We start from the raw sequence: 14,198 nt of genomic DNA, 5'->3' as shown, positions 1-14,198 counted from the left end.
CCGATTAGAACCTAACTTTGAGAGGAGGAATTCAATACATGAAAAAATCCAAAAAGGTGTTAGCTTCCTTAGCTATCGCAGGAATGCTTTCGATGATTCCATTCAATGCCCTTGCAGAGAATGCCATCCCAACTCGCTTAGGGGGAACTGTCGCGGCACAGACGGCGGTACAAATCGCCGATCATACAGGCTGGACTGGTACCGCAATACTTTCATCATCAACTTCCTATGGCATGGTGGATGCGCTGACCGCTGGTCCACTTGCTTCGTTCCTTAAAGCGCCTATTCTTCTGCAAGAAGCTGGGAACGTACTAAATCCAGATACCAAAGCAGAACTCGTTAAACTAGAGGTTAAGACAGTTTATGTAACTAGTGGAACTGCGGTCATTAGTCAAGCTGTTCTTGATCAGCTGACTAGTATGGGCATTAAGATTGTTCCATTGGGTGGTTCAGACCGTTTTGAAACAGCAGTGAATATCGCTAAGCAAATGGTTGCCCTCGGTGCTAATGTTAACAAAGTCGCTGTTGCCTATGGGTGGCTAAATCAAGATGCGCTCTCGATTGCCCCAATAGCAGCCGCTCAGACAGAGCCCATTCTCTTAACCGACAAAGATAAAATTCCGGAAAGCGTAATAGCATTCTTAGCCGCAAACCGTGGTGTAACGGCATCACACGTGATTGGCGGCACAGGGGTCATCAGTGAGAGAGTTAAAGCTCAGTTTCCTAATGCAACACGCCTGTTCGGTAACACAGCTTATGATACGAATCTTGCCGTACTTAAAGCATTTGAAAGCATTCTGAAGTATGATCATATCTTCCTAGCAAACGGCCAAACAGCTATTGATGCCTTGGCCGGAGCGCCACTTGCTGCACTGTACAATGCCGGTATCGTTCTCACCAACGGAACAGCTAATGAGGCTACGACCTATGTGGCTGGTAGGCTTTCCATTGGCAGTATTATCACCGCTTTAGGGGGGATCGCAGTTGTTCCTGAAGCTGTACGTTCAGGGGTAGCCGATAAAGTTCCTACTCAACCAAGCGAACCTAGTAATCCTAGCAGTGGCGGCGGCGGCGGTGGAGGAGGCGGTGGCGGCAGCACCAATCGTGATAAAACAGCGCCAGTGATCACCTTAAATGGAGCTGCTACTGTCAACGTAGCAAACGGGGCTACCTACATCGATGCTGGAGCAACAGTAACCGACAACAAAGACACTGGATTGACAGTAACCGTTTCCTATACAAAAGATGGTAGTTCAGTTGGGTCAATCAATACGTTTGTAGCCGGAACTTATCTAGTCCATTACAACGTAAGTGATGCAGCAGGCAATGCGGCTGCTGAAGTAACCAGAACCGTAATCGTGGCTCCGGCAGTAATAGACTTGAACGCACCTCAAATTACGGCTACCACATTTGGTGCAGCAATAACCAGCAATACCTTATCATTCTCCTTTGCCGATCTGAAAAAAGATTCCGCGATTACAGTCTCTAAAGACGCCAAATTATCCTTTAGCATCGGTAATTCAGGGACGATCGGAGACTTTAACCTAAAAGCAGGCTCAAATAGCATCTTAAACACCCCCATAGCTACTAACGGAGATCTTGATTTATCTCAGGCCAATATGACCGCAATCTTTAACGCAATTAAAGATTTAGATGCAGTGGATAAAGCAGCAGTCTTAAACACGGTTGACTTTGCCAAAGTCTTAGAACTCGTCCAGCAAACAGATTCAACAACGCAAAATGCTGTATTCGCGCAAATCGGCTTTGAAGACTTCTATGCGGCAATTAGGAATGCAAGTCCCGATTTGAAAGAAAAGATTTTTAACAACATGATGAATGTTATCAGTGTATCCCTAAACTCAAATAATACGGTCTTTAGGTCTGACGTAGAAGGTATCATGAAAAATGTAGTAGAAGCGATCCCATCGTTAAGCGCCGCTCAAAAAGTGGTGATCTATGATTTCTATATCAATCAGGACACTGACATAACAAAGTTATTCAACGATCTTGCGCTTACAGTCGATCAAAAAGACTTCCTCTTTACCAATATGGATTATACAGCTCTTTTCGCAGCAATGATGAATGATCTAACTCCTGAGACTAGAGCAACTATGTTTGAAACTATCAACTTTACGGATCTCTTTAACGCGATCAAGTCAGCGGATGAAGCTCAGAAAGACCAGATTTACCAGAATATCTTCGGTACAATGGATGTCATTAACGCTTCAAGTATTATTTCACGCCCCGAACTGTTAGATGCCTTAGTATATGGAGCGGACAAAAAGGATGCGCTCTTCCAAATCCTTAGAAACCTGTGCGAACCTAGTGGCGATGTGACGGCAACCGTTACCTTAACTGATGCTGATTCACAAACAAGTACGTACACCTTCATAATTAGCGAATAGGTTTGAAAATCTATTTGGGCCAGCTTGGAAAGGCTGGTCCATTTCCATCTTTAATTCCTGCAGTTTAGTAACCAGTCGCTTAGTTATACTTTTAAATTGAGTAGAAGAGCATAAGTATATGAATATCTTGCAGGAATAAATAGAACTATGTAGAAATGATTACGATGAATACGACAACAACCAAAACCCTAAGGTCAAAGTAAAATTAGGAGGACGAATCATGCGCAAAAAAGCAAAACAAAAGCTGCTAAATGGTTTTATGGCAGCACTTGTTGTGTTGTCTTCAACTCTGACCCCTATAGTGGTGAACGCCGCTCCAACAAGTGTTCCGAATACCTTTACTCGGGTCGGTGGAGTTGACCAGTATGCCACAGCTGCCCTGATGGCGCAAAAAGGATGGACTGGGACAACGGATAATGTCGTGCTCTCAGCCGGAATGAACTATTCCCTTGTGGATGCCTTGGCAGCAGGCCCATTAGCCGCCAAATTAAAGGCTCCTATTCTCTTAACGGATGGTGGGGAGCATCTGAATTCCTACGCCAAAGCTGAATTACAACGTCTTAAACCTAAAACGGTCTACATAACCAGCGGTACGGCGGTGATTAAGCCCTCGGCTATTGACGAAATCAAAGCACTGGGAATTACGCCGGTTCAACTTGGTGGTTATGATCAATATGAGACCTCTGTGAATATTGCTCACGAGTTAACCAAGCAAGGCGCCACGATTTCGCGAGTTATCTTAGCTGCCGGTTGGTTAAGTCCGGCAGATGCCCTGTCCATAGCGCCGATTGCCGCAGCACAGGGAATACCAATCTTAACAACGCCTCAGGGCCAGCTTCCTGCTTCCGTTAAAGCTTATCTGGCCAGCGTCCAAGCTAAGGTGACCGATTCCTATGTGGTTGGTGGAACAGCAGTCGTCTCCGATGCCGTTAAAGCCCAATTGCCTGGTACAGTCAGCCGATACTCAGGCCTGACGAAGTATGACACCAACGTCCAAATCCTGAAGGGCTTGGCGCAAGAATATAAGACGGATAAGGTGTATGTGGCCAATGGGGAAACCTTGGTCGATGCATTGGCTGGCGTACCTCTGGCCGCAGCAAACGGAGCACCTGTTGTGCTTGTCAATCAACAATTGGAGCAGGCCACGAAGGACTTTGTGAAATTGTCAATGCCAACGGCTGACATAGTTGCTTTAGGTGGCGAGGCTGTAGTCCCTTCCGCAGCCCTGAATGCCTTGAACTCTGTTGTTGCTTATGGAACCGATAACACCACCGTAGGATCAACGGACGCCACTACACCCGTCGAGCTAACGGATAACGTCCAGATTACAGGTAATAACGTAACCCTGACAAACGCTAAAGCCGACTACAGTGTCTTTGTAAAGGGCGATAACATCACCTTGAGTAAGCTGAACGTCAAGGGGACGGTCTTTGTAGATCCCGGCGACACTGGTTCGGCAACATTAGACGGTGTGACCGCTGCTAATATTGTGATTCTCTCCGGAGGGAAAGACAGTATTCACTTAAAGAACACAACAGCGGATGTTCTCAAGGTGGACAGCAGCAGTGAAGTTCGGGTTGAGTCGACAGGGACTACGGCAATCGCCAATACGCTGGTACGCTCTTCGGTAATTCTTGACGTAATAGGTGGTTCCGTGGGTGGAGTAACCATCATGAGTACACCTGGCAATAGCCCGCTAATCGAGTTGAGAGGGACCTTCACTCAGCCGGTTGTAATCGATAATGAAGAAGCTCAGCTTCATCTAAGTTCCACGGCTGTCCTTAAAAATCTAATAACTAACGTAAAAGCCGCTCTTTTGATTGATCTAGGAGCAAAAGTATCAAATTTTGATAACAGAGGCAATAAAGTCGTAATCACCGGAAGTGGAGCAAAGGCTATTCCGGTCAGTAGCCCGATTGCCTCTACCTCAGGTGGGTCAACAGGCACTTCGCCCGTTGAGGACCCGACAACACCCACCACGCCCACAACGCCCACTGTGCCGACCTCAGTAACCCTCAGCAATCTGCGGGTGATCACAGATCCGGCCAATTCTTTGGGACCCTATAAGAATGGTGCAGAAATTAATCTCTCCGGACTCGATGAGAAGGTTAACGTTCTTGGGTTTGCCGTGACGGCAGATCAGGATTGTATCCTGCAAATTACGGTTCTCGGTAATGCCCAGAATATCTCCTTAACAGCGGGTCAAGAACAAGTCATCACGATCGGGGATCTTGGTAACAGCATTTCAACCACGGTAGATATGGGTGATTTAAGATTTGCTTACGGTACGACTAAAACCCTACAGGGCAAGCTTTTGATTGATGGGAAATCCGTTGGGACCTTAAAGGTCAATTTGATCTTAAAATAAGGAACGTTTAAGCAGTAATCAATCTACGGCCGTATTCTCGATACGGCCTTTTCATTGCAACAGCAAGTTTTGCAACATTTAGTTTGCGGATCTGAAGGAAATAAGAGATTTTAGGCGAATTAAGTAAAGTCGAACAAGTTTCGCAGAACTATTTGGGAGGTCAAAATGGAAGAGGAAATCGAATTACGGCAGTATTGGGATATGCTGCGAAAACGTTGGATGATCGTGGTAGTGCTCCCCCTGATCGCAGCACTGACCAGCGGAATTATTAGTTTTTATATCATTAAGCCGGTTTATCAAGCCTCTACAACGCTGATTGTCGGGAAAAAAGCTGCCGAGGAGGGTCAAGCGGCAAACCAAATGCTGGATAATAGTGTGCTGCTCGCCAACCAACAACTTGCTAAAACCTATGCTACGATTGCTCAAAGCCGTACCGTGGAGCAAAGTGTGCTTAATGACTTAAACCTGTCGCTCACAGTTGAAGAACTTGATAAACTGATTTCCATAAATCCTGTGAAGACTACAGAAATCTTAGAAATTCAGGTTAGCAATACAGACCCTAAGCTAGCCGCTTCGATTGCCAACACCATGGCGCAAGAGTTTTCTAAAGCCGTCATTGAAATTAAAAAGGTGGACAGTGTTAGTATCGTGGACACTGCAGTGACCCCGGATAAGCCTGTTAAGCCTAATAAAACCCTGAACATACTGATTGCTTTTGTTGTGGGCTTGATGGCTGCGGTTGGCTTGGCCTTCTTGCTGGAGTACTTGGATAATACCGTCAAGACCTCAGAGGATGTCGAGAAGCTATTAGGAATTCCCGTACTGGGCGTTATTCCGAACTATCAAATAGGCAAACAAGGGTAAGAGGAGTAGATTTTATTGGCATATTCATTAATCACCCTAGAGCAATCAAAATCTCCAATCTCAGAGGCGTACCGGACGCTCAGGACAAATGTTCAGTTTACGAGTGTCGACTCGGAAACTAAGAAAATTATGATCACCAGTTCCGGCCCTCGGGAAGGCAAATCCTCCACCGTCGCCAATCTGGCAGTTAGCATGGCTCAAGCGGGGAAGTCTGTGCTTGTCGTCGATGCTGACCTGCGCAATCCGACTCAGCATAAACTATTTGGCCTGGATAATGGGCAAGGGTTATCCGTGGCCTTAGTTCAGGATCAAGACTATCGCCAATACATCCAGGAAACAGCTGTGCCCGGCGTAATGGTTATCACGGGCGGCCCCATCCCCCCAAACCCTGCCGAGCTTGTCGGCTCCAAACGGATGAAGCGTTTGATCGAGGAATTCAGTCTGCAATTTGACATGGTCCTCATCGATACCCCTCCCATTATTGCGGTGACGGATGCCGCGATTATAGCCCAGGAAGTCGATGGAGTCATTTTGGTCTTAGCTGCAGGTGAAGTAAACAAGGACTTTGCGCAAAGAGCCAAAGAACAACTGGATAAAGTAGGCGCCAAGATCCTGGGTGCAGTTCTCAATAAAGTAGACATGAAAACCAGCGAATACTACTATTACTACTACTATCACGGTTCAGATGATGCTAAGAAGAAGCCTAAGCGCCAGAAAGGACGCTAATGTAAAAGCAGCCCTCTTCCAAATCGGAAAGGGCCGCTTTTTTAACCTCAAAGTGGGATTGGAAAGAAAAGGATGAAAAAAGGGAGAGAGTGAAGTATAATAGTTCGGTTTTTGCTTAAAAATGGGAGTATCCATCGATCACTTGTTGTTGAGCCTGTTTACCCATCTCACGAGCGGCATAGAGTTTTGAGGGGCTGAAAGAAGAAATCCCCTTTAAGACGACATCCATAGACTCTTTAGCTAAGCTGATTCCTGCCAAAAACTTCTGGTAGGAGGGGTTTAGCTTTTCTTCTGTCGGAGGATTTGCTTTCACAAACTCTTCTGCAGTGGTAAAGGTTGCTTGAGACTGAAGAATGCTGGCCCGATACGCAGCAAGTGAGAGCTTATTGCCTTGTAAGGCGAGGGTATTTGCTTTTACATTCTTCATGGTCTGCATGGTTTGCTGATAAGGTTGGGACATTAAGTGTTTGTAATCTCCGGAAGACGATGTTGCCGAGGGGGATGAAGGAGTGCTTGAATTCCCTGAGGAACTAGAGGAGGAAGGAGTCTGGGCAGAAGAGGTGGAGGTAGGATCAGTTGAGTTGGGAATAGAGGACGATGGGGATGTCGAATCGGGTGATGTGCCCGATGTGGTCCCCTGAGAACCGGGCGTTTGGGCTGATTGTTGAGCATCTGACGCATACTGATTAGCCATCTGCTGCCCTTGATATACTTGCCACCCCACATAACCGCCGATCACTACTACTATAACGCCCAGGGCTGTTAGGATGTGTCGTAGCTTAAGTTTAAACATCGTTAACTCCTCTCTTGACAGTTTCAAGCGTGTACTTAAATTAAATTGTAGCATTCTTTGAGGAGATAACAAAGAAAACTTAAAACTTGCAGGGTGTAAACTTTTACAAGAGGCTTTAGGGAGGAAAATATCGATGGATGACGAACCTATAGTATAACAGAACTATGTTAGGTTAGTTTAGATAATCTGTTAAATAACTCAAAATTAGAGGTATAGTGAAGTTTAGGAGAGTTTACATGATTGATACTCATAGCCACATTTTGCCAGGAGTGGATGATGGTTCAAAAAATATAGATGAAACGCTGGGAATCGTGCGCCAGTTGCACGAAGCAGGATTTAAGACGTTGATCGCCACCCCGCACGTCCTGGAAGGGGCCAGTTATTTGAGCCCTGCAGAAATTCTGGCTGCGACTGAGCTAGTGCGCCAAGCAGTAGCCGAAGAGGGAATTCCCGTAGAAATCTTGCCAGGTGCGGAGAACTATATCTTCCCAGACATGGCAAAATGGGTACGCGCGGAGAAATTAATGACGCTAGGAAACACCGGAAAGTATTTGCTCCTAGAGCTCCCACTGTTCGAAATACCGCACTATACCGATCAAGTCTTTTTCGAGCTCCAGGTTGAGAGGGTGACTCCGATTCTGGCTCATCCGGAACGGTATAAAGGGCTCATCGATGAGCCGGAACGTCTCCTCGAATGGGCCAAAAAGGGAGTTCTCTTTCAGTTAGACTATATGAGTCTAAGTGGCAAATATGGACCTAAGTCTAAGGAGCTGGCAGAAACCTTGCTCCGAAGTGATTTAATTCACTTTGTCGGATCGGATGCCCATCGGGTATCTCGCAGGGAAGGAAGTAATCGGGAGGCACTCCAGAGCGTGCAGGAGATCGTTGGTGAGGGTAAGTTCCGGGATCTGACGGTGACGAACCCGCAAAGGGTTCTCGATGGGGATGCTGTGCAGAGTGGGGGAGAGTATTCCCAGAAAGAACTGGTTTTAATGAAGACTAAGGAGAAAAGGAAGAGAAAAGGATTCTGGGCAAGGTTTAGAAGTTAATTTGTCGGTTAATCAAACATTACATCTATTTCAGGCACTAATTGTCTAGAAAAATATGTAAGTTCAAAAAAGGTTTTTCTGGTTTTATGCCGAATTTAGAATACGTTAAGGACATTTGTCCTAGGATCGTAGATCTAATGCAGTTAGGTCTACGATCCTAGGACAAACTTAATAGGATTTTGCTATAGAAAAGAAGGGGACTTGCCAATAAGACTAATCTTACTTTCCGGTGGGTCGGGGAAACGGCTGTGGCCGTTTGCTGCCTATTATCTTAGGTTGAACGTGTTGACCCTAATGAAGCGGTTGTCGTTCTCCCGGTTGATTCCTTTGTCGACGAGCGGTTCTTCCAGCGGCTTAAAGAGTTAGAATACGTACTTATTAATACGAAGGCGGACTTGGCTCTTGTGGGGGTCACATCCACCTATCCTTCAGAAAAATATGGGTTTATCGTGTAATTCTAATGTGACATGAAAAGTTTAGAACCTTCGTTAGTGCTATGTAGGAATTCGGATTTATAATTGTTCTTTTTTTCACCTAGGTGACATTAGATCGTAAATAGAACTGTGGGTTAATTAGAGAGAAGAAGGTTCATCTCCAAGGGGAGGAGGAAAAGCGTGTTAAGAGAATACGGGGCTATTTTAGACGACATTTCACAGATAGTCGATTTAATTGTCCTTGGTTTAGGATTTTTCTTTACTGTGGAGCTTTATCGATATAAGCATGCATTGGCTGGAAGTGCTTGGGAACAACACTTTATTATATTTTTAGTTTATATCTTATGTTGGATGATTAGCTCTAACGTTAATCAGGTTTACCAGTCCAGGCGGTTTATGTCCGTTGGTCTGGAAATCAAACAGCTCATTAAAGCGCATGTAGCTACCTTCGCCATAACGATTACGACCGTTACGTTGTACAAACCTACACTAATACATAACCGGTTTGTATTTTACTTTGAGGCTGTAGCGCTGTGCCTCACGTTAGGTGTACATTTAATCGTTCGATTCTTGTTGCAAGCATACCGTTCGATAGGAAGAAATACACGTTATGTGCTAATCCTTGGTAGCGGTCAAGCTGCTCACTCTTATTTAGATAAAGTGAATAAAAATCCTCAATTGGGTTACAAAGTGGTCGGCTACCTAGCCCCTGAACGCAATGGTTTGGAGATCCAATACTTAGGTGATTATTCCAATCTCCAAACCGTTATGGGTATGAAAATAGTAGATCTTACGGTTATCACGGCACCCTTGTCAGATGAACGGGTGAAGGACTGCTTGGAGTTACTGGACGTCATGGGGAAAACAGTAACAATTTTGCTTGATGAGACAGTAGCTAAAGTAGCTCGGAGCAGACCAATTGATTTTGGTGGGTTACCGATGGTTGCCTATGATGGCCATCCTAGGCTGCCTGGGCATGAAATAGCTAAGAGAGTCATGGATGTTGTTGTAACGGGTATAGGTCTTATCGTTATCAGTCCAATTCTATTATTGATTACGATTGCAATAAAGGTATCGTCTGAGGGTCCGGTTTTATTTGGACAAGAACGGGTTGGAGTCAATGGACGAATTTTTAAGATGTATAAATTCAGATCGATGGTTGTGGATGCGGAAGAACTTAAGTCCAAGTTAGCTCATCTTAATGAGATGAGTGGGCCAGTGTTTAAGATTACCAATGATCCGCGGGTGACGTCGGTCGGGAGATTTCTACGTAAAACTAGTTTGGATGAGTTGCCGCAGTTATGGAATGTATTTCTAGGGTCGATGAGTTTAGTCGGGCCACGCCCGCCATTGCCGAGTGAGGTAAACCTGTATGATCCTAAACACCGGAAGCGGTTGGCGGTGAAGCCGGGGATTACGTGTATATGGCAGATTAGCGGCAGGAATGAAGTGGACTTTGAAGAGTGGATGGAAATGGATGCCGAGTATGTGGAGCGGTGGTCGTTGTGGATGGATTTGGGGATTTTAGCGAAGACAGTGCCAGTGGTGTTGTTGAAGAAGGGTGCGAGTTAAGAGCCTGAGCTTGTAATAAGATAGTTGAAATTTTTTAATCCTCACAGCTTACTCCAATTTTTTTTGAAATGCAATTACGACCGTTAAATCGCTTTCGAATATGAGCAAAGCAGTAAGGAGAACTCCAAAATGAAACATATATATAATTCTAGAGCCATTTTCATTGCCTATGGGGATGAAACTAAAAAATCTAAGTTTGCAGAAGATAGCCAAGAATTACAGAATTGGTATAAAAAAATGGACCTAAGAAGAAAGAGTAAATGAATGCGGCATAATAAGAACAAATTTATGAGTGACGATAAGGCTCGTAACTGAAGTTCATATTTTCTTACCCGAAAAAGAGGCAAGAAGCCCGTAAATATGGGCATTTGGTCGACTATAGGAGGACGGGTATGCCGCAGCGGATGGATGTAAATCTACCCGCTGTTTGTGTGTTTTGAGATAGGAAAAATTGAAAATGTCAAAAATCAAACGTTGCTAATGATTATAGAGAGTATGAGGAGCTTCAGAATGAAAAAAGGGAATCTGAAAATTGCAGTTGCCGGTACTGGCTATGTTGGATTGTCAATTTCGGTTTTATTGGCACAGCACAATGAGGTTTGGGCCGTTGATATTTTTGAAGAAAAGGTAAACCTCATCAACGAAAGAAAATCTCCTATCGTTGATAAGGAGATTGAAGAATACTTGGCAACAAAGGAATTGAATTTGACCGCAACATTATATGCAAAAGAGGCGTATAGTTCTGCGGACTTTGTAGTCATAGCAGCCCCCACAAATTACGATAGCACCACGCAGCATTTTGATACCTCTGCGGTCGAAGCTGTTATCAAGCTAGTTATGAGATATAACCCGGATGCAATTATGGTTATCAAGTCCACGATTCCGGTTGGCTTCACCGCTTCTATTCGTGAGAAGGCTGGTAGCAAGAATATTATCTTTAGCCCGGAATTTCTCCGTGAGAGCAAGGCTCTGTATGACAACCTGTATCCTTCTCGTATTATCGTCGGTACTGACATGGATGACGAACGCCTGGTTGAGGCCACTTATGTGTTCGCAGCTCTCCTGCAGGAAGGTGCCATCAAAGAAAACATCGACACGCTGTTCATGGGCTTCACCGAAGCCGAGGCTGTCAAACTATTTGCTAATACATTTCTGGCTTTGCGTGTTTCTTACTTCAATGAGCTGGATACTTATGCCGAACTGAAAGGTTTGAACTCTCAGCAGATCATCAATGGTGTGCCTTGATCCTCGTATCGGCAGTCACTACAACAATCCGTCCTTCGGATATGGCGGTTACTGTTTGCCGAAAGATACGAAACAGCTTATGGCCAATTACGCTGATGTGCCGGAGAATCTTATTGAAGCCATTGTGGAGAGCAACAGAACGAGAAAAGATTTCATTGCAGATCGTGTTCTTCAGATGGCTGGGTATTATGGATATGACGAGGATAACCTCTATGACCAGAGCAAGGAAAAATCTGTGGTCATCGGTGTTTTCCGTCTGACCATGAAGTCTAATTCCGATAACTTCCGCCAGAGCTCCATTCAGGGTGTTATGAAGCGTATCAAAGCTAAAGGCGCGACTGTGATTATCTACGAGCCAACTCTGGAAGATGGTACCACCTTCTTCGGCAGCGTAGTCGTCAATGACTTGAATGAGTTTAAGAAGCGTTGCAATGCGATTATTGCAAACCGTTATGATGCTTGTTTGGATGATGTAAAGATTAAGGTGTACACAAGAGACATCTTCCAGAGAGATTAAAATTGAGATTGATGGAGGAATCATATGAAAGCTGTTATTCTTGCCGGGGGATTCGGTACACGTATTTCTGAGGAGTCACAGTTTAAGCCTAAGCCAATGATTGAAATTGGCGAAATGCCAATTCTTTGGTATATCATGAAGGGCTATTCTGTTTATGGAGTCAATGAGTTTGTCATTTGTGCTGGCTATAAGCAGCATGTTATTAAGGAATGGTTTGCTGACTATTTCCTTCATACTTCGGACATTACTTTTGACTTCACAAAAGACAATGAAGTCATTGTCCACGATAAGCATGCAGAGCATTGGAAGGTTACCGTAGTGGATACTGGCCTCAACACTATGACCGGTGGTCGTGTAAAGCGGATTCAGAAGTATGTTTGCGAAGAACCATTCTATCTCACCTATGGTGATGCAGTCGCAAATGTGAACATTGTGGAACTGACAAAGTTCCATCAGAAGCATGGTAAATGTGTGACTCTCACAACCGTCAGCATTGCACAGCAGAAAGGTGTGTTGGACATTGATAGCCAGAACACCATCATTGCTTTCAGAGAGAAAGACGATGAGGACGGTACGCTAATTAATGGTGGTTTCATGGTCTGCAATCCAGGAATTTTTGATTATTTGGAAGATGATCGCACAGTGTTGGAGCAGTTGCCTATGAGAAGACTTGCGTCAGCAGGTGAACTTAAGAGTTTCTATCATGAAGGCTTCTGGCAGTGTATGGATACCAAGAGAGAGAAGGATAAGCTGGAGGAACTGTGGGCTTCCGGCATAGCACCTTGGAAAGTGTGGGAAGACTGATGGCTTTTGATTTAGGGTTTTATAAAGGAAAGAAAGTATTCGTAACTGGTCATACAGGTTTCAAGGGATCTTGGCTTTCTAAAGTTCTGGTAAATGCTGGTGCAGAAGTCACAGGTTACTCCCTTAATCCGCCGACTACACCTTCTCTGTTTGAGATTGCCGGGATTGCGGCTGATATTCACTCTGTCATTGGTGACATCCGTGACTATGCTTCACTGAAAAAGGCATTTGATGAAGCACAGCCTGAAATTGTCCTGCATTTGGCAGCACAGCCAATCGTGCGTGACAGCTACAAAGACCCTGCATATACATATGAAACCAATGTTATGGGTACGGTCAACATTTTAGAGTGTGTTCGCAATAGCACCTGCGTAAAGTCTTTTTTGAATGTCACGACCGATAAGGTCTATCTCAACAAAGAGTGGGCATGGGGTTATCGTGAGAATGAGGAACTGGATGGTTATGACCCGTACTCTAATTCTAAGTCCTGTTCTGAGCTTGTTACAAATTCCTATAAGTACAGTTTCTTCGGAGAAGGTCATGTGGCTATTTCTACAGCCAGAGCAGGTAATGTTATTGGTGGCGGTGATTTCGCAAATGACCGCATTATTCCCGATTGCATTCGTGCAGCTATGAAGCATGAGGACATTATTGTTAGAAATCCATTTTCTACGCGTCCATATCAGCATGTTCTGGAGCCACTGTATGCTTATCTAATGATTGCAAAAATGCAATATGAGAATGGTAAGTTCGCTGGTTACTACAATGTTGGTCCTGATGACGTGGACTGCTTACAGACTGGTGCGTTGGTTGACTTGTTTGTAAGCAAGTGGGGCGATGGAATGAAGTGGATTGACCGTTATGATGGGGGCCCGCATGAGGCGAACTTCCTGAAGCTGGATTGCTCCAAGCTGAAGGCAACTTTCGGCTGGAAGCCACATTGGAATCTGGATACTGCCATTGAGATGGTGGTCGAATGGAGCAAGTTCTGGATTTCCGGTGGAGATGTGGGAGCTTGCATGGACAGAGAAATATCAGTTTTTCTTTATGGAGAACAGGTATGAGCTTGAAAGAGCAAATTGGCAATGTAAAAGTGGAAATGGAATCAGAGGTCATCCAATCGGAAAACGGATTGGGGCAAGACTTGTTTATGTTTGCATCGACCCTTATGTCGGTTGTCAATGTTAATTTGCTTGTGACGAATTCAAAGTACGAAGCATTGCTCTCGTGGCGAGATGATCCACATTGCGGTTCAGGCCGCATTTTCCATGTGGTTGTATCAGATTCAAAAAACCTTTGCTGAACGAATTAAGAAACAGCTGTGTCGGAGCTTGGAACAGAAGTGGGAGTTTCGTACAGAAGCAATTTAAGTTTTTGAAATTTTTTTCACCGGATTATCGAGCGGGTATAGTCGACCAGAG

The 14,198-nt window shown here is 44.7% G+C and carries 11 protein-coding genes and 1 pseudogene; 11 read left to right on the top strand and 1 reads right to left on the bottom strand.

Annotation, left to right across the window (positions count from 1 at the left end):
• Nucleotides 1-38: 38 nt before the first annotated feature.
• The 4 genes from DSBG_RS21910 (at nucleotide 39) to DSBG_RS14200 (ending at nucleotide 6,363) form a co-directional block, all read left to right on the top strand.
• Complete coding sequence (locus tag DSBG_RS21910) at nucleotides 39-2,405, top strand: cell wall-binding repeat-containing protein (protein WP_083236882.1); 2,367 nt, start codon at nucleotides 39-41, stop codon at nucleotides 2,403-2,405.
• A 220-nt stretch (nucleotides 2,406-2,625) separates the two neighbouring features.
• On the top strand, nucleotides 2,626-4,773 hold the full coding sequence (locus DSBG_RS14210; RefSeq protein WP_068964972.1) for a cell wall-binding repeat-containing protein: 2,148 nt from the start codon (nucleotides 2,626-2,628) through the stop codon (nucleotides 4,771-4,773).
• 165 nt (nucleotides 4,774-4,938) lie between these two features.
• Nucleotides 4,939-5,637, top strand: coding sequence for a YveK family protein (locus DSBG_RS14205; RefSeq protein WP_068964971.1), 699 nt, complete (start codon nucleotides 4,939-4,941; stop codon nucleotides 5,635-5,637).
• A 15-nt stretch (nucleotides 5,638-5,652) separates the two neighbouring features.
• A complete protein-coding gene (locus tag DSBG_RS14200; protein ID WP_068964970.1) occupies nucleotides 5,653-6,363 on the top strand; it encodes a CpsD/CapB family tyrosine-protein kinase in 711 nt (236 codons plus the stop codon).
• A 115-nt stretch (nucleotides 6,364-6,478) separates the two neighbouring features.
• Here the strand turns inward: DSBG_RS14200 and DSBG_RS22555 are convergent, their stop codons facing one another.
• A complete protein-coding gene (locus DSBG_RS22555) occupies nucleotides 6,479-7,156 on the bottom strand; it encodes a hypothetical protein (RefSeq protein WP_141694327.1) in 678 nt (225 codons plus the stop codon).
• 236 nt (nucleotides 7,157-7,392) lie between these two features.
• Here DSBG_RS22555 and DSBG_RS14190 point away from each other — a divergent pair, with 236 nt between their 5' ends.
• From DSBG_RS14190 to DSBG_RS14165, 7 genes and pseudogenes are all read left to right on the top strand, one after another.
• Nucleotides 7,393-8,205: a tyrosine-protein phosphatase gene (locus DSBG_RS14190; RefSeq protein ID WP_068964968.1), complete on the top strand. Its 813-nt coding sequence runs from the start codon at nucleotides 7,393-7,395 to the stop codon at nucleotides 8,203-8,205.
• A gap of 614 nt (nucleotides 8,206-8,819) precedes the next feature.
• Nucleotides 8,820-10,211 (top strand): sugar transferase, encoded by a 1,392-nt coding sequence (locus tag DSBG_RS14185; RefSeq protein ID WP_068964967.1) that lies wholly within the window; start codon nucleotides 8,820-8,822, stop codon nucleotides 10,209-10,211.
• Nucleotides 10,212-10,340: 129 nt separating this feature from the next.
• Nucleotides 10,341-10,475, top strand: coding sequence for a glycosyltransferase family 1 protein (locus DSBG_RS24070; protein ID WP_141694326.1), 135 nt, complete (start codon nucleotides 10,341-10,343; stop codon nucleotides 10,473-10,475).
• Between the two features lie 261 nt (nucleotides 10,476-10,736).
• A pseudogene (locus DSBG_RS14180) lies at nucleotides 10,737-11,973 on the top strand (nucleotide sugar dehydrogenase).
• Nucleotides 11,974-11,997: 24 nt separating this feature from the next.
• A complete protein-coding gene (gene rfbF, locus DSBG_RS14175) occupies nucleotides 11,998-12,777 on the top strand; it encodes a glucose-1-phosphate cytidylyltransferase (protein ID WP_068964966.1) in 780 nt (259 codons plus the stop codon).
• Nucleotides 12,777-13,841: a CDP-glucose 4,6-dehydratase gene (gene rfbG, locus DSBG_RS14170; RefSeq protein WP_068964965.1), complete on the top strand. Its 1,065-nt coding sequence runs from the start codon at nucleotides 12,777-12,779 to the stop codon at nucleotides 13,839-13,841. Before rfbF ends, rfbG begins: the two co-directional genes overlap by 1 nt.
• Nucleotides 13,838-14,080 carry a hypothetical protein gene (locus tag DSBG_RS14165; protein ID WP_068964964.1) on the top strand — a complete coding sequence of 81 codons (243 nt, stop codon included), beginning with the start codon at nucleotides 13,838-13,840 and terminating at the stop codon, nucleotides 14,078-14,080. Before rfbG ends, DSBG_RS14165 begins: the two co-directional genes overlap by 4 nt.
• The last annotated feature ends 118 nt before the right edge of the window (nucleotides 14,081-14,198 follow it).

The sequence above is a fragment of the Desulfosporosinus cupriresistens genome (assembly GCF_001707885.1).
In the GTDB taxonomy this organism is placed as follows: Bacteria; Bacillota; Desulfitobacteriia; order Desulfitobacteriales; family Desulfitobacteriaceae; genus Desulfosporosinus.
Note: the sequence above shows the minus strand (reverse complement) of the source record. Positions and strands in the feature narration are given on the sequence as shown.

Bases quoted from the DNA above. Each gene is read 5' to 3' on its own strand.
- DSBG_RS14210 (WP_068964972.1), top strand. From the start codon at position 2,626: ATGCGCAAAAAAGCAAAACAAAAGCTGCTAAATGGTTTTATGGCAGCA.
- rfbF (WP_068964966.1), top strand. From the start codon at position 11,998: ATGAAAGCTGTTATTCTTGCCGGGGGATTCGGTACACGTATTTCTGAG.
- DSBG_RS22555 (WP_141694327.1), bottom strand. From the start codon at position 7,156: ATGTTTAAACTTAAGCTACGACACATCCTAACAGCCCTGGGCGTTATA.
- DSBG_RS14190 (WP_068964968.1), top strand. From the start codon at position 7,393: ATGATTGATACTCATAGCCACATTTTGCCAGGAGTGGATGATGGTTCA.
- DSBG_RS14205 (WP_068964971.1), top strand. From the start codon at position 4,939: ATGGAAGAGGAAATCGAATTACGGCAGTATTGGGATATGCTGCGAAAA.
- DSBG_RS14165 (WP_068964964.1), top strand. From the start codon at position 13,838: ATGAGCTTGAAAGAGCAAATTGGCAATGTAAAAGTGGAAATGGAATCA.
- DSBG_RS21910 (WP_083236882.1), top strand. From the start codon at position 39: ATGAAAAAATCCAAAAAGGTGTTAGCTTCCTTAGCTATCGCAGGAATG.
- DSBG_RS24070 (WP_141694326.1), top strand. From the start codon at position 10,341: ATGAAACATATATATAATTCTAGAGCCATTTTCATTGCCTATGGGGAT.
- rfbG (WP_068964965.1), top strand. From the start codon at position 12,777: ATGGCTTTTGATTTAGGGTTTTATAAAGGAAAGAAAGTATTCGTAACT.